We start from the raw sequence: 14,615 nt of genomic DNA on the forward strand, positions 1-14,615 counted from the left end.
AAAATCTCAACAGGCGTTGAAGAATACTCAACACACGTCAGTTACAAACATATAGTTTAATCATGACAGCATGAAGAGTGTCATATTCTGAGGAGGGATAGCGGTGAAAACAAGAGGTATTGTGAACGCTGTAATCGGTATTTGGTTTGTTATTGCCCCATTGATACTTGGTTTTTCATACGATGCAGGTGCTACTTCAGCAAGTATTGTATTTGGAACCCTTCAAGTAATCACATCTTTTTTGGGAACTGCTAAACCAGAATCGAATTCATGGCAAAATTGGATTTCACTTATTAGCGGATTATGGTTTGTCCTGTTTCCTTTTATTTATTCATTAAAAGATGGTGTAATTTGGTCTAGCATCATACTTGGGTTAATGACCGTACTATTTAGCTTATGGAGCTTGAACTCTAAATCAAAGCTAAAAGCTGTTAGTTAAAGAATGAATAATATTCCACTTTTTGCTTAAACTACTCAAGATACCGCAACGTATCGACTATGTGAGAATAATTCTCCTAGCAGAAAAGCTCCCTACGAAAATAGGGAGTTTTTTCTGCGTTAAAAAGGTGATGATTAATTTTATCTTCAACTTTTTTTACATATCTTTATACGCGTCATCCTCAAGATGTCCAATACTTCTAAATAGTAAATGATCTAACGTCTCATTTCCCATAAAATCAAATATTCTATAAAGTTAGTTCCTCATATTTAAAACAGCTAGCTGTTTTAAATAGTTACGAAGACGAATTTTCGGATTTAATTCTGTATTTGCAATATGCTTTACATAGCGAATTGAACTTTTAATAATATCATAGTCACTGATTTTATTTGCACGATACTCGACAAAAGGTGGAAGATAGGACATGAACAGTTAAATTCGTTTGCCTCAAAACGGATTCCTTCCACTTTTTATTGATTCGAGAAGATTCAATATGTGGATGTGCAATGAGTATTAATGTTTTCATATATAGACTTATTAATACGAGAGCAATAGAAAAAGAAGAAATTTGCACATGAAATTTATTGATTAATAAATTAGTGTATTTTAGGTATGGCCTATACACGAGTAGTTACCGTAATTACCATTCTAGGTAGTAAAAATAAAAGGTGGTGAAAGAAGTTTCTCTTTCACCACCTTTTATTTTGCTTTTAAATCAAATTCTTCTGTTTTACCGTCCCATTTGATAGTTACATGAAAGGGATCAGAACTATCTTGTTTTGCACACCCTTCACAAGCATCATTGATACCCATTTTGCCATCCACTGGTGTGGAAGTTACATCGATACTGCCATAACTACCTTCAATTTTATATGTAACTTCTCCAATATTATCTTTATTGGGTCCTTTATAAATAATGCTTCCTTCACCATTTTCCCTATCTTTATCTTGAGTTAAAAAATACTGAGAAATCACATATTATAATATATCTTCTAAGTGAAGGAGGTATGCTATTATAGAAAACTTAGTTAGCTATATTAAAGATTTAGGCTTTCCAATTGCCCTATCTTTTTACTTACTTGTTCGCATTGAAAGCAAATTAGATAGAATTACAGAGCTGCTTCAAGTTCTTATTGAAAAAAAGGACAAGCAATAAGCAGAATGCTATTTATACCCAAAGCGAACTCGTTCCTTCGTTTTCAAGATGCAGCACGTTCACTTCTGTTCCTTTGTCATATCCATGCTCTCCTCCTGGAAGAACAATCAGCGCGTTTGCTGCAGCTAATGATGAAATAGCCCCTGACTTGTCCATGCCAACAGGCGTCACAACAAGCTTTCCGCCTTCATCTGAAATCTCTCCTCGCACCATTCGCGTAAAAGCATTAGGTTCTTTGAAACGGCCCTTTAATACCGCTTTTGTTTTATGTAAATGAGGCGCTGGTGAATACAAAAAGCTGCGAACAATCGGACGAACAAACAGTTCAAACCCGACATAGCAAGCAGATGGATTTCCTGATAGTCCAAACAGCAGCTGTCCGTTTCGTTCTGCGACTGTTGTAACGCTTCCTGGGCGCATCGCAATTTTGTTAAACAGCACATTCGCACCAAGCTTTTCATAAATAGCCGGCAAATAATCATAGTCGCCAACGGATACCCCGCCGGTTGTTAGTAGAATGTCCACTTCTTCAAGCGCTTTTTCTACCGCTTCATAGCAGCGGTCAAAATCATCTTCAAGCTTTCCTAAGTATTTCGGAATTCCCCCGCTTCTTACAATTTGCGCAAGTGCCATATAGGAGTTGCTGTTGCGAATTTTTCCTGGTTCTAACGGCTCGTTCACATCAAGCAGTTCGCTTCCTGTTGTTAACACGCCAACCACGGGCTGCTTCACGACAGCGACATCCGCATAGCCAAACGTAGCTAAAAAAGCGGTGACGCCTGGATTAATGCGCGTTCCTTTGGAAACAAGCACGTCTCCTTTTTTTGTTTCTTCTCCTTTTAATGCAATGTGTTCCCACTTTGAAGCCCGCCTGCTTAACGCCATATACGTTTTGCCTTCTTTTTCATACGACTTCGTTACTTCAAGCATCACAACCGCATCACATGAATGAGGGACCTGCGCTCCTGTCATAATACGCACCGCTTGAAACGGCTTTACTTCTTCTTCAAAAACAAAGCCTGCACCGATTTCACCTACTACTTCGAACTCAACAGGATGTTCACTTGAGACTTCTACGCAGTCTTGCGCTCGAACCGCAAAGCCGTCATAAAGCGATTTATTAAAATGAGGAACGTTTTGGTCGGCGATAATATCTTCTCCTAAATAGCGTCCGTAGCTTTCGGTGATCGATACGCGTTCGATGCTGCCTTTTCTTTTATAAGTCATGACTTTTTCAATTGCTTCAGGAATTGAAATAGGTGTTCTGCTTTCTAACATACATTCTTCACTTCCTTTATGTCTGTTCACTTTTTACGCTATGGTGTAAAATCATAGCATATCTCACTATTTCTATCATACAACAAAATTTACTGAAAAAGGATGAAAACACCGATGTCTTCTTTTACACATTTTAATGACCAGGGCCGTGCCAACATGGTCGATATTAGCGAAAAATCTATCACGCGCCGCGTTGCAACAGCTCGTTCAAGCATACTCGTTAACAAAGAAATTCACGAAGCCATTGTAGAACATAAAATTGGAAAAGGCGACGTGCTTGCTGTCGCACAAGTAGCGGGAATCATGGCAGCAAAACGCACGTCTGACATTATTCCTATGTGTCACCCTCTTTTATTAAAAGGCGTAAACCTTTCATTTGACTGGGATACAAGCAATGATCAGTACCGTTTATTAATAGAAGCAACTGTTAAAACGGAAGGCTCAACGGGCGTTGAAATGGAAGCTTTAACTGCCGCTTCTGCCTGCGCTCTAACCGTTTATGATATGTGCAAAGCCATTGATAAAGGCATGATTATCGGCGAAACGTATCTGCTTGAAAAATCTGGCGGCAAAAATGGTGACTACAAGCGTACGGAAGCGTAAAGGAGGTACATAATGAGCGTACATGAACATAAATCCAAAGCAACACAGCCCGTTCGCTGCAAAGTCATTACAGTATCAGATACACGTACAAAAGAAACCGATAAAAGCGGCGCGCTAATGATCCAACTTCTGAAAGAACACGACATGCAGGTCGCTTCCTATGAAATTGTAAAAGACGACCAAACGTCGATTCAACAAGCGATACTTGCCGGATGCAGTGCTGAGGACATTGACGTTGTTCTCACAAACGGCGGGACCGGCATTACAAAACGAGACGTCACAATTGAAGCCGTTCAAGCGCTGATTCATAAAGAAATCGTTGGGTTTGGCGAGCTGTTTCGCATGCTGAGCTACACCGAAGACATTGGCAGCGCAGCAATTATGAGCCGAGCAATTGCCGGGACGATTAACGAAAAAGCCGTTTTTTCTACACCAGGATCAAGCGGTGCTGTTCGTCTAGCTATGACCAAGCTGATTTTGCCTGAACTTCGCCACGTTGTGTGGGAATTAAACCGCCAGCGCTGACAAAATGCCTATGCACACGCATAGGCATTTTCATTAATCATAGTCTTTATGTACCCACTCATCTTCTGGAATGCCTAAATCTTCTCCAGAAAAACGCTCTTCTTTAAACGGATCTCCTCTAAGATGAAAGCCGTTTTGCTCCCAAAAGCCAGGATGATTTTCATCAATAGCTTCAAAGCCTCGGAGCCATTTAACACTTTTCCAAAAGTACAAATGCGGAACAACCAATCGCAGCGGATATCCGTGCTTAGCTGTAAGCGGCTCTCCGTTAAAGGAATGAGCGAGAAGAATATCGTCTCTCAGTAAATCTTTTACCTCAATGTTTGACGTATAGTCATTATCTCCGTGCAGCATGATGTATTTACTTTTTAGCTCCACGCCAACTGCTTTTAAAAAGTCTGTAAACAGCACGCCCGTAAATTCATTATCAAGCCTTGTCCATCTCGTTACGCAGTGAATATCACATTTCACCGTCGTTTGCGGCATGTCCAATATATCTTGATACGAAAGCGTCACTTCCTTGTCTACCAACCCAAATACCCGAAGCGTCCATTCCTCTAAGTTATACTCCGGCACGTCGCCTTCATGTAAAATCGGAAAGCGCTCCGTTACTACCTGACCCGGAGGCACTCGTCCTTCATACTTTGGATCAATTTCCGGTGTTTTCATTCGTTTAATACGGTCTGCTTTGTTCAAATTATCACCTCATTGTTTTTTATACATAAAAAGCCCTTCCTTAAATAAATAAGGAAGAGCTTTGTTTCAGCTTCTTCCTTATCTCTAAGAGCAGTACACTCTTAAGGATTTGGCACCATTCTGTCATAGACAGCGGTTGCCGGGTTTCACAGGGCCAGTCCCTCCACCTCTCTTGATAAGGAAACAAATTGTATTTGTTTTATGTAATAAAGTCAGTATTAAGCTTTTTGTCATAATTGTCAATATTATTTTTCTTTTCCGCAAAAAAACTTTAAAAACAGGTAGGGTTATAAGATTTTAGTCTACTAAAATACCATATAAAACCTTTACCCTTCTCCATCAATCATCGTATACTTCTTGGCAAAACGCTTGTAGTAAATTTGCTCATCCTCTTGTCCATCGTTAAAAACAAGTCGGTTATGATCAATATCTTTTTCTTTTAACATATAGCCTTTTTCATTCATCATATGAATATATTCATCTAAATGTCCTTTTTTCACCATATAGTGAAGAGCATCATCTGAATCTGTAGTCCTCGCTACATCTTGACTTCCCACTTCTAGCTTGAATACAGCTGTTGCTGTTTGAACGGGACGATAATCGCCAAACAATCTTTCCCAATTTAATAGCAGCAGCGCGCCGGAAATTATTATACACCCTCCAGCCGCCACGGTTAGTACAAATCGTTTTGACACTACTTTCTCTCCTTTACATTCTTTTTCTTCTATTTAATACAACGGATTGCCCTAAACTTGTTTTTACGCCAAGTCCTAGATACACGGCAGCACCTAAAGCAATTGAAATACAAGATGTGCTCATCGCAAGTGAAGATGCAGACAGCTTATTTTCTAAAAAATAGTGAGAAGTATAATTGCCGATAATCACAGCGGCTGACATCACACTTACTAATAAAACAGGTGTCAACGCAGCTTGTCCCAGTGATTGAACTCGGTAAGAAATGGATTTTTCAATTAAATAAAAGTTATATATAACCGATACACCATACCCTCCGTAAGTCGCGACAACCGGTCCAATTTCTTTTAAGCATGAAACCAGCAGTACGTTTAATACTATCTTCACAACAATTCCTAAGCCCAAGCCTAAGATTAGCTTCTTTTGCTGATTAATTCCTTGGAGAATTGCGGCTGTTACTGTAAAAAGAGCAAATAAAATGGCAGCAGGCGCGTACCATTGTAAAACAATTCCACCGATTTCAGGGCTGTTTTTTGCTCCAAAAATCATCATATATACCGGCTTGCCTAATAAACAAAGCCCCACGGCAGCAGGAAGAGTAAAAAATAACAGCAGCTGCAGCGTTTTTGTAATTTTCCCTTTTACTTCCCGTAAATTTCCTTGCACAAAAGAAGACGTAATGCCCGGAATCAGTGACATGCTGAAGGCAGTCGCTAACGATACTGGCACCATCACCAAAATCTGGGCTAATCCAATAACGGAGTTGATCGTTTCGGCTTTAGCTTGTCCATATCCTATTGATTGAAAGAGCATGTTAATTGTAAACGTATCAATATTTTGATAGATAGGAATAGCTAAACCAACTAATACAAACGGAACGGCGTACGTTACAATCTCTTTGAACATTGAAGAGAACGAAACGGACTTATTATTCTTTCCGCTGTTCACTTCTTTCATAATCAACCGCTTGCGCTTCAAATAAACCGCTCCAAGAATCCCAATTCCCCCTACGCCTCCAATAAACGCTCCAAACGTGCCGATTCCAACAGCTTTTGTCATTGTGCTATGAAAAAGGTGAATAACAGCGTATGCTCCTGCTAAAATGAACAACACTCGCACTATTTGTTCAATAATCGTACTTAGCGCGGACGGTCCCATAGACTGGTTACCTTGAAAGTAGCCTCGTAATAGACTCATAGGCGGGATAATAATTAAAGCAAAGCTTACCATTCGGATGACGTACACTACGTCTTTTTGACTATTTCCTGAGGAATCTTTTCCGTTAATGACTAGTTCAGCGAGCCACGGTGCCATTGTATAGAGGACTAAGAAACCTATTATGCCCGTTATTGTCATTAATAGAATTCCTGCTTTTAACAGATCTTGTCCCGCACGGTAGTTTCCAAGACCGTTATATTTCGATACATACTTCGAAACAGCAAGCGGAAGACCCATTGTCGACAAGCTTAGCATCAAGGTATATGGACCGTATGCATACTTATAAAGCGCGTAACCTGACGTTCCCACTAAGGCTGTGAAAGGAATAATATAAATAAAGCCTAAAATCTTTGTTAATAAAGAAGACGCTGTTAATAAAAGCGTACCTCTCATCAAATTTTTTTCCATACATCAAAACTCCAGAAATAAATATTGTATTTTTAACAAATACTTGATTTATTGTATCATACTTACAATTATTATCTAGTTTTTTATAAAACATTAGAACCCTCTCTATATTACGCTTTTTACCTAATAAAGGAATATAAACCAATCTTTTCACCTATGATAAATGAATCGTTTTTTGCTTTTTACTTTACCTGACGTTTACATTCTAAAAGACGTGTTAAATTATATATATATCAGTTACCAACTAAACTAAGACTCCTTGATTATTCTGGCCTACCTGTTCTTTTAGGTAGACTGAGGTTGCTAAATCGTTATATATAGGAGGAAAAAATCATGAAAATGAAACAACGACTATCAAAAGCAGCGGCGGCTGCAACGATTACAGGAATTACTGCGTTTGGATTTGCTCCTGTCGCTCAGCTTGATACACCAGCACATGCAGCTACATCTCAAGAAACAAGCAGTCAAAGTCAAACAGCTGTAAAAAACATTAATGAAATTTACAACGCCGCAGTAAAAGGTGAAGTGCCACGCTTAACGGCAGACTTCAAAATTGGCAAAACACTGCGTCAAGACGTTCGCGATCAGTTCGGTCCCCCGCCTGAAGGTTCATCAAACAACTTTGACTACTATCACGCGGAAATGGGTCACCCTGGATACGCATTTGGCTATGATCAAAATAACGTCATTAACGAAATCCGCTATTTTGGTACAAATGTAGAGCGTCAAACAAATCTAGGCTCCATCACCCAAGCTAACTTAAAGAAAGAATTAGGTCAGCCGAACTTTACAGGCAAAGTAAAAGGTGATGGTACTACTCAAACGAAGTACACCTATCACGCCGGCGCCTATGATCTTGAATTCATTTTTGATGATAGCAAAACGTTAAATCACGTTAATTTAGTTAAAAAACCTTAAGTAATAGAAAAAGTAGCAGGCTGTCTGCTACTTTTTTTCATGAAATAAAACCAATGCTGAATCCGCTACGTGTTCATACCCAATCTCCATATAAATCTTGTTAGACGTAGGATTTGTCATATCTGTGTATAAACTTGTTGTTTGAAATCCTTCGTCTAGCATAAGCTGAGAAAGCGTGGATACACAGCTTGAGGCATAGCCTTTTTTACGTTCTTTTTGAGGCGTGTATACAAAGTTAATCGTAATGTTATGGGCCGTTGGACGCGTAGCATTGGCAATCGACACATACTTGCCATTCACTTCCCATAGGAATAACCTTCCTGCTTTAATAAAAGCTTTTCCTGTTTTGGCAGCTTGTTCTTTTGATACAGGGTCTCCAATGACGCCCATAAACTCCCAAATCCATTCTGTCACGAGCGGAAGGTGTTCCAATCTTGCTTTTACCAGCACTCCGTCAGCTTCCGCAGCTTTTTTTACTTTGTCTAATTGGTAAATGCGCTGATCCATTTTTAAAGAAGCTTCTTGATTTTTTAAATCTGCTAGTTTTTGAGAAAGATATAAAACCATTTGTCTTTCTCCAACTAAGCCCGGTATGTCGATTTCTTGTAACAGCTCTGCCGCTTCGCTTAGTTCACCCTCCGTTAGCTGCTGTATTTGAGACAGTATGATTTGCTTAGGATGGGTTTGCAGCAACACAAGCGCAGCACGGCTGTCTTTTAAAATAACACCCATAAAATTTGGTTTGCTGTTTTCCTGCAAGCTGTGTAAAATGCCGAGCGCTAAGTTATGAAGAACTTCATTCTTTGATAAAAGCGGCTCTACTTGGTTTTTAAATTCCTGCACTTCTCTATATCTATGTAACTGGATCATCTTCTTTCTACCTCCGCAAATGCTCTTACCGGAAACGTTCCAACTCCTTTTATTTTAGGAGGCACGGCGTAAAATAAAAAGGACTCCGTTAGTTGATTTAAGTGACATAAGTGTTCAGCAATTACAATGTCCGAACCTAACAGCAGCGTATGAGCTGGTCTTGCTTTTCCTTTTGTATCGTCAATATTCATCGAATCAATTCCGACAAGAGCGGGCTGTTGAGACACTAAATAAGCTGCCGCGCTTTCTGTTAAGTATGGATGGTTTTCTAAATACTCGTCTGTATCCCAGTAACGATCCCATCCTGTATGAATTAATACCGCTTTGCCTTTTACGTCTACATGTTGAAAATGAGATTCATCAATGGCTTTTAAAGTCGGGTCAACTGAAACGACTATTCCTTCTAATCCGGCTGTTTTATCAATAGCCGTTTGAGCTAAATCCGCTCCGTCTTTGTATCTGTGAAACGGCACATCAATATACGTACCGGTATTCGTGACCATTTCAATTTTACCGATTTGAAATTCAGTGCCTGGTTCATAAAGCTTTCTAGACTCTTCTCGGCTTAAATAGTCGCAAATGATCGGTGCCGGCAAGCCTTTATGTGTGATAACTCCGTCTTCAATGATGTGGCTTAGATCAATATACGTTCTTTTTTTCATACTTTCACCCACTTTTTCAATATTAAGTAAAAATATTCTAACATAAAAAAGCTCTTCCTAGTTTCCTAGAAAGAGCTTTTTTTAGAGAACATTATTAACTTGATAAACATACATCATACGTATGCTTTGTATAAACAAATCCTTCAAAAATAAGACGGGCTGTACGCACTACTTTGATTCCGTTAACCTGTCCATCTTTTAGATCCACACTGGTTTCCATAATTCCCATTGGATGAGCAAGTCGAACGGTATCGCCTTTTAATTGAACCATTTCTGACGGAAGCGTGCCTTTTGTATAGATAGCCGCCGTCGTACAAATTGCTCCTGTAATCGCAAGCGTTTGATGCGGTTTTTGCATCGACATCATACGGATTAATACGTCCATTTGAGAAGCAGCTTTTTCTCTGCCAGTCCCGTCGCGATGGTCCATAGGAGGAGAAATAATCGTCATTTTTGGAACCGCTGGTGATAGTTTAGTTGCTTTGTCTTGAGGTGCGAGCCCCGCTTTTTCCGCTGCAATGGAGCGAATTTCTTCAAATAGCTTCAGCTGTTTGTCCGTGTATTCATGCGGAAGTTCTGCTCCCTTTAGGCCAATATCCTCTGCTTTAACAAATACAAGCGGATTTCCTACATCAACAATTGATGCTTTTATCGTCCCGATGGATGTTTGCAGAAGATCGATAGCGTTCCCGGTCGGAAGCAGTTTTCCAGTAACGGCTCCTTCTCCGTTTTCAAACGAAAGATAAATGGGTGAACCCGTACCCGGCACTCCAGGAATCATACAGGACCCTTCTGTTTTCACTTTTCCGTTTTCTACTTCTACTTCCGCTACGATTACTTTTTTCGTATTCGTATTATAAATCCGCACTTTGGTCACCGGTTCCACAGGTTGTACAAGTCCTTGTTCGATTGCATAAGGTCCGACCGCTGAAGAGATATTGCCGCAGTTTCCTTTAAAATCAACGAGAGATTCGCTGATGCTAACCTGCGCAAATGTGTAATCTACGTCAGCTTTCTCTAAATCTGATTTTTTTATAATCGCGATTTTACTTGTCAGCGAATTAGCTCCGCCGAGTCCGTCAATTTGACGTTGATCCGGACTTCCCATTATATCTAGCAAAAACGGTTCCCAATCCGATTTGTTCACAGGCATTTCTTCATGATTGATAAAAACCCCTTTACTTGTTCCACCTCTCATAACCGTTACAGGAATACGCGTCATATTAATCACCTTTCTCCCCTACTAACAAACGCCGAGGCGTTCATCAAACCATTTTATTTTTTTACTATTTAGAACCGGTTCATTTGCCATTTATCGTATAATAGAGGTGGTCATAAGTAAAATACATAAAATTTATTGTCTTTTTAAAAATTTTTTTATAATCTAAATACAAGGGGGAATCGGGATGGATCAAAAAGATTGGATATTAATTAAAACGCTTCACGAAGAAAAGAACATTACGCGAACGGCTGAAAGGCTCTACGTATCGCAGCCTTCTTTAAGCTACCGCCTTAAAAATCTTGAAGAAGAATTTGGCGTGTCGCTTTTTTTCAAAACGAAAAAAGGAATTGAGTTTACATCTGAAGGTGAGCATCTTGTTCGCTATGCGGAAAATATGTGGAAGCAGCTGCAGGAAACAAAAGACAGCATGCGTAATATGAGCGAAACCGTTACGGGAACGCTTCGCTTAGGGGTATCGAGTAACTTTGCACAGCATAAGCTTCCTAAAATTTTAAAGCAGTTCTCTCTTCACTACCCAAATGTACAGTTCAGCGTCAATACGGGCTGGAGTACACAAGTTATGAATCTATTAGACTCTTCGCGTGTGCACGTTGGCATTTTACGAGGCAATTACCCATGGAACGGAGAAAAATCACTTCTGACGAAAGAACGGCTCTGCTTAATTTCGAAAAAAGAGATTGCGATCGATGACTTGCCGAACCTGCCTTATATTAACTATAAAACCGATACGTCGCTAAAAGATCTCATTCAAGACTGGTGGCATGACAAGTTTTCAGAGCCTCCGTTTGTGGCAATGGAAGTTGATCGGCAAGAAACGGCCAAAGAAATGGTCAAAAATGATTTAGGCTTTGCCATTTTACCTGAAATTTGCCTTCACTCCAGCGACAACTTATATACATACGGACTTTCGTACCGAGATGAATCACCTTTGCTTCGAAACACGTGGCTCATGTATGATCCTTCTTACTTGAATCTATCGGTCGTGAAAGCGTTTATTGACTTTTTAAAGCTAAGTGAAAAATAAAGCCAAAGCTAAAAAGTTTGCGTCTTGGAAGAATCTCTCTTTTAGGCCAAACTTTTTTCTAGACTACCATTATAAAAATTTTTTATGAACTTTCTAAAAAAACCTATATTTCCTTTATTTTTAGAAATGTACTAACATGAAAACAAGAAACATCAGCGGGAGTAAAGAGCGGCTTTAAAAATTCTTAATAATCAAACTACGGCTCATACATGGGGATGAGAGATGTTAGTCACGTTTTTTTACTCTAAAAGAAAACGCTTTCAGAGAAAAGAGGGAAAATAAAGGAGGTTGTTTGAATGCTAGCACTACTAGGTTTTACAATGATTATTGTCTTTACGTATCTCATTATGTCAAAAAGGATGTCTCCTATCGTAGCTTTAATGGTCATTCCACTTCTTTTTGCGGTGATTGGAGGGTTTGGTAAAGGCGTCGGAGACATGATGCTAGAAGGTCTAAAACAAGTAGCTCCGTCAGCTGCGATGCTGCTTTTCGCCATCTTATATTTCGGGGTTATGATTGATGCCGGACTGTTTGATCCATTAATTAAGCAGCTGTTAAAAATCGTAAAAGGCGATCCGCTTAAAATCGTCATCGGAACGGCTCTTCTATCGCTTTTAGTTGCACTAGACGGAGACGGTACAACCACTTATATGATTACGGTTTCTGCTCTTCTTCCACTTTATAAACGCCTGAATATGAGTCCGTTAGTGTTAACGACAGTTGCGATGCTTTCTCTTAGTATTATGAGCAGCATGACGCCTTGGGGAGGCCCGGCTACTCGTGCGATTGTTGCCCTTCACCTTGATGCATCTGAGTTCTTTATTCCACTTCTTCCAACGCTAATTGGCGGAGCTTTGTGGGTTGTTTTTACAGGCTATATTCTTGGAAAAAAAGAGCGCAGACGACTTGGTGCTATTGACATCGAGCAGTTTGAATTAAAAAGCTCGCTTGCGTTTGCTGAAGACGCATCTTTAACTTCTCAAGAAGATATTACACAGCCTAAAAAAATCTGGATCAACTTAGCTTTAACCATTGCACTCATGGTCGTATTGGTTTCAGGCATTTGGTCAGTTTCTGTTTTATTTATGATTGGCTTTGCGCTTGCTCTTATGATTAACTATCCAAAACTTGAGGATCAAAAAGAACGTTTAATGGCTCATGCAGGCAACGCACTGACCGTTGCAGCCCTTGTGTTTGCAGCCGGTATTTTTACAGGAATACTATCCGGCACTAAAATGGTTGACGAAATGGCAAGCCTGTTAATTCATTTAGTTCCTGATTCACTCGGTTCGTTTTTACCGACAATCGTTGCTTTAACAAGCATGCCGTTTACATTCGTGATGAGTAACGACGCTTATTACTTCGGTGTTTTACCAATATTCGCTGAAACAGCTGCTTCTTACGGAATTGATCCGATGGAAATTGCGCGAGCTTCAGTGCTCGGACAACCTGTTCATCTGTTAAGCCCGCTCGTTGCGTCTACTTTCTTACTTGTAGGTATGGTAGGTGTTGATCTTGGTGAACATCAGCGATTTGCATTTAAATGGGCCGTTTTAACGTCTCTTGTTCTAATTGTCCTTGCTATTGTCACAGGCGCACTTACGCTATTTTAATAGGAATAAAAGCCGTTATGGCTCTTTATTAATAAATTGATAAATGATAGGTGGAGGTACTTCTAAAATGTATGTAATTACGTGTTATGTAGGAAAAGGTGAAATGAGAATGTACGAGTTTGATAGCAAAGAAGAAGCCCTTTCTCAGCTCAAAAATCTGAAAGGCTGCACCATTCTTTCAGAAGTTGTTTACTTTAATGATTCATCAGTTATTCCGGTAGCTATTTAATTATGCACCACTCAACCCTATAGGTACAAACTTGATAAGCTTCCTTTCGCTCAAAAGGAAGCTTCTTTTTTTATGTTCTTCTGAGACTTCGGTCCCTTTTCTCTCCTCAACGTTTTGTTACGTCTGGTTCGTTTTGTTTTCTTGCTTCAATCATATTAATAATTTGATTTGTATGTGGAGTTAGCACAGCGCATTTTTGATAGAAAGCTCCGTCTACAACAAGCAGCTCTTCATCCATCCCGCAAAACTTGCAGCGGAGCTCTTGTGGTCCTGCGTAAGAAGTGTGATAAACACTATCGTTAAAGATGGTATAAAAAGTATTTCGTTGCTGGGCATCGTAAAAGCTGTATTGCTGGTTAGCGTCATCACGGTAGTTAACTCCATAGTTCCGGTCGAATTCTTCTTGAGTAAATCTATCCTGTAAAAGTTCATTTTGTACTAGTTCTCTTAAACAGCACTCTATTTCTTCATAGTTAAATGAACAATTATGTGTGTAAACATTTAGTTCTTCAGTGCTGTTCTCTTTTACCATCACTTCACTGCCGCAAATCTTACAGGGATGTTTGGGACTCTGCTGATCAAAGTAAGAGAACGTTTGGACCTTTTCCACTGCTATTTCATCGCTCACCTTTTTAAACTTAATCATCACATTTTCTGTTTGACTGACGTTTTCGTTATACAACATCACTTCATATTCATCTATATTCTTTCCGTTTTCTTTTCGACTCAAATGCTCCATTACTTCATACGAAGAAATGGTAAAAAACTCGTTAAAATTCACCACTAACATGCATCCTTCCAAAAAATTCACGTTCGCTATGTACCTGCTCTATACTACCATTTTTTCAAAGACTCGCACCACTAAACGAACTTATTTTAGATTCGCATACCCTTTCTTTATCTCGCAGACATAACACTAACACTTTTATAAGGAGGATTTCATGAATACGTATGTAATCATCAGCACCGGCGTTGTTGACAGCGTATTTTCGTTTCAGAAATACCGTAAGCAAAAAGAAAAAACCTGTTGTGACAACAGG

17 protein-coding genes and 1 riboswitch are annotated in these 14,615 nt (G+C 39.5%); of the genes, 8 read left to right on the forward strand and 9 right to left on the reverse strand.

From position 1 onward, the window contains the following. Window positions 1–103: 103 nt before the first annotated feature. The gene (locus ACFX4W_RS24680; protein WP_043978597.1) at window positions 104–439 is read left to right on the forward strand and encodes an SPW repeat domain-containing protein; all 336 of its coding nucleotides are present in this window, start codon (window positions 104–106) and stop codon (window positions 437–439) included. Between the two features lie 699 nt (window positions 440–1,138). Here the strand turns inward: ACFX4W_RS24680 and ACFX4W_RS24685 are convergent. Continuing rightward, entirely contained in the window at window positions 1,139–1,414 is a 276-nt protein-coding gene (locus ACFX4W_RS24685) for a hypothetical protein (protein WP_043978595.1), read from the reverse strand. A 61-nt stretch (window positions 1,415–1,475) separates the two neighbouring features. On the opposite strand from ACFX4W_RS24685, the gene ACFX4W_RS24690 reads away from it, so the two are divergent. Further along, entirely contained in the window at window positions 1,476–1,595 is a 120-nt protein-coding gene (locus ACFX4W_RS24690) for a YvrJ family protein (RefSeq protein WP_306472928.1), read from the forward strand. A gap of 12 nt (window positions 1,596–1,607) precedes the next feature. Here the strand turns inward: ACFX4W_RS24690 and ACFX4W_RS24695 are convergent, their stop codons facing one another. Beyond that, window positions 1,608–2,873 (reverse strand): molybdopterin molybdotransferase MoeA, encoded by a 1,266-nt coding sequence (locus tag ACFX4W_RS24695; RefSeq protein WP_043978593.1) that lies wholly within the window; start codon window positions 2,871–2,873, stop codon window positions 1,608–1,610. Window positions 2,874–2,987: 114 nt separating this feature from the next. On the opposite strand from ACFX4W_RS24695, the gene moaC reads away from it, so the two are divergent. Both moaC and ACFX4W_RS24705 read left to right on the forward strand, forming a co-directional pair. After that, window positions 2,988–3,476 (forward strand): cyclic pyranopterin monophosphate synthase MoaC, encoded by a 489-nt coding sequence (gene moaC, locus ACFX4W_RS24700; RefSeq protein WP_013058475.1) that lies wholly within the window; start codon window positions 2,988–2,990, stop codon window positions 3,474–3,476. A 12-nt stretch (window positions 3,477–3,488) separates the two neighbouring features. Further along, complete coding sequence (locus tag ACFX4W_RS24705; protein ID WP_043978592.1) at window positions 3,489–4,001, forward strand: MogA/MoaB family molybdenum cofactor biosynthesis protein; 513 nt, start codon at window positions 3,489–3,491, stop codon at window positions 3,999–4,001. Between the two features lie 33 nt (window positions 4,002–4,034). Here ACFX4W_RS24705 and ACFX4W_RS24710 read toward each other — a convergent pair whose 3' ends face one another. The 3 genes from ACFX4W_RS24710 to ACFX4W_RS24720 form a co-directional block, all read right to left on the reverse strand. Beyond that, window positions 4,035–4,697 carry a sulfite oxidase-like oxidoreductase gene (locus ACFX4W_RS24710; protein WP_043978591.1) on the reverse strand — a complete coding sequence of 221 codons (663 nt, stop codon included), beginning with the start codon at window positions 4,695–4,697 and terminating at the stop codon, window positions 4,035–4,037. Between the two features lie 75 nt (window positions 4,698–4,772). Beyond that, a riboswitch (SAM riboswitch) is annotated at window positions 4,773–4,879 on the reverse strand. Between the two features lie 144 nt (window positions 4,880–5,023). Beyond that, window positions 5,024–5,392, reverse strand: a complete 369-nt coding sequence (locus ACFX4W_RS24715) for a hypothetical protein (RefSeq protein ID WP_025750016.1) — start codon at window positions 5,390–5,392, stop codon at window positions 5,024–5,026. Between the two features lie 13 nt (window positions 5,393–5,405). Continuing rightward, window positions 5,406–7,016 carry a putative polysaccharide biosynthesis protein gene (locus ACFX4W_RS24720; protein ID WP_043978590.1) on the reverse strand — a complete coding sequence of 537 codons (1,611 nt, stop codon included), beginning with the start codon at window positions 7,014–7,016 and terminating at the stop codon, window positions 5,406–5,408. 333 nt (window positions 7,017–7,349) lie between these two features. On the opposite strand from ACFX4W_RS24720, the gene ACFX4W_RS24725 reads away from it, so the two are divergent. Then, window positions 7,350–7,934, forward strand: coding sequence for a YjgB family protein (locus ACFX4W_RS24725; RefSeq protein ID WP_043978588.1), 585 nt, complete (start codon window positions 7,350–7,352; stop codon window positions 7,932–7,934). 27 nt (window positions 7,935–7,961) lie between these two features. On the opposite strand, the gene ACFX4W_RS24730 is transcribed toward ACFX4W_RS24725, so the two are convergent. The 3 genes from ACFX4W_RS24730 to ACFX4W_RS24740 all read right to left on the reverse strand — a co-directional run bounded on the left by ACFX4W_RS24730 (window position 7,962) and on the right by ACFX4W_RS24740 (window position 10,688). Then, entirely contained in the window at window positions 7,962–8,804 is an 843-nt protein-coding gene (locus ACFX4W_RS24730) for a GNAT family N-acetyltransferase (RefSeq protein ID WP_043978585.1), read from the reverse strand. Continuing rightward, complete coding sequence (locus ACFX4W_RS24735) at window positions 8,801–9,466, reverse strand: cyclase family protein (RefSeq protein WP_043978583.1); 666 nt, start codon at window positions 9,464–9,466, stop codon at window positions 8,801–8,803. Before ACFX4W_RS24735 ends, ACFX4W_RS24730 begins: the two co-directional genes overlap by 4 nt. Window positions 9,467–9,560: 94 nt before the next feature. Then, window positions 9,561–10,688, reverse strand: a complete 1,128-nt coding sequence (locus tag ACFX4W_RS24740; protein WP_043978581.1) for a 2-methylaconitate cis-trans isomerase PrpF family protein — start codon at window positions 10,686–10,688, stop codon at window positions 9,561–9,563. Between the two features lie 184 nt (window positions 10,689–10,872). On the opposite strand from ACFX4W_RS24740, the gene ACFX4W_RS24745 reads away from it, so the two are divergent. The 3 genes from ACFX4W_RS24745 to ACFX4W_RS24755 all read left to right on the forward strand — a co-directional run bounded on the left by ACFX4W_RS24745 (window position 10,873) and on the right by ACFX4W_RS24755 (window position 13,575). Further along, a complete protein-coding gene (locus ACFX4W_RS24745) occupies window positions 10,873–11,733 on the forward strand; it encodes a LysR family transcriptional regulator (protein WP_025750019.1) in 861 nt (286 codons plus the stop codon). Window positions 11,734–12,029: 296 nt separating this feature from the next. Beyond that, complete coding sequence (locus ACFX4W_RS24750; protein ID WP_025750020.1) at window positions 12,030–13,346, forward strand: CitMHS family transporter; 1,317 nt, start codon at window positions 12,030–12,032, stop codon at window positions 13,344–13,346. Between the two features lie 67 nt (window positions 13,347–13,413). Then, window positions 13,414–13,575 (forward strand): hypothetical protein, encoded by a 162-nt coding sequence (locus ACFX4W_RS24755; RefSeq protein ID WP_165575905.1) that lies wholly within the window; start codon window positions 13,414–13,416, stop codon window positions 13,573–13,575. A gap of 106 nt (window positions 13,576–13,681) precedes the next feature. Here ACFX4W_RS24755 and ACFX4W_RS24760 read toward each other — a convergent pair whose 3' ends face one another. Further along, window positions 13,682–14,365: a hypothetical protein gene (locus ACFX4W_RS24760; protein WP_280560105.1), complete on the reverse strand. Its 684-nt coding sequence runs from the start codon at window positions 14,363–14,365 to the stop codon at window positions 13,682–13,684. Window positions 14,366–14,615 lie beyond the last annotated feature (250 nt).

The organism is Priestia sp. YIM B13489, assembly GCF_042787645.1.
In the GTDB taxonomy this organism is placed as follows: Bacteria; Bacillota; Bacilli; order Bacillales; family Bacillaceae_H; genus Priestia; species Priestia megaterium.

Bases quoted from the DNA above. Each gene is read 5' to 3' on its own strand.
- ACFX4W_RS24695 (WP_043978593.1), bottom strand. From the start codon at position 2,873: ATGTTAGAAAGCAGAACACCTATTTCAATTCCTGAAGCAATTGAAAAA.
- moaC (WP_013058475.1), top strand. From the start codon at position 2,988: ATGTCTTCTTTTACACATTTTAATGACCAGGGCCGTGCCAACATGGTC.
- ACFX4W_RS24705 (WP_043978592.1), top strand. From the start codon at position 3,489: ATGAGCGTACATGAACATAAATCCAAAGCAACACAGCCCGTTCGCTGC.
- ACFX4W_RS24720 (WP_043978590.1), bottom strand. From the start codon at position 7,016: ATGGAAAAAAATTTGATGAGAGGTACGCTTTTATTAACAGCGTCTTCT.
- ACFX4W_RS24725 (WP_043978588.1), top strand. From the start codon at position 7,350: ATGAAAATGAAACAACGACTATCAAAAGCAGCGGCGGCTGCAACGATT.
- ACFX4W_RS24730 (WP_043978585.1), bottom strand. From the start codon at position 8,804: ATGATCCAGTTACATAGATATAGAGAAGTGCAGGAATTTAAAAACCAA.
- ACFX4W_RS24735 (WP_043978583.1), bottom strand. From the start codon at position 9,466: ATGAAAAAAAGAACGTATATTGATCTAAGCCACATCATTGAAGACGGA.
- ACFX4W_RS24740 (WP_043978581.1), bottom strand. From the start codon at position 10,688: ATGACGCGTATTCCTGTAACGGTTATGAGAGGTGGAACAAGTAAAGGG.
- ACFX4W_RS24745 (WP_025750019.1), top strand. From the start codon at position 10,873: ATGGATCAAAAAGATTGGATATTAATTAAAACGCTTCACGAAGAAAAG.
- ACFX4W_RS24750 (WP_025750020.1), top strand. From the start codon at position 12,030: ATGCTAGCACTACTAGGTTTTACAATGATTATTGTCTTTACGTATCTC.
- ACFX4W_RS24755 (WP_165575905.1), top strand. From the start codon at position 13,414: ATGTATGTAATTACGTGTTATGTAGGAAAAGGTGAAATGAGAATGTAC.
- ACFX4W_RS24760 (WP_280560105.1), bottom strand. From the start codon at position 14,365: ATGTTAGTGGTGAATTTTAACGAGTTTTTTACCATTTCTTCGTATGAA.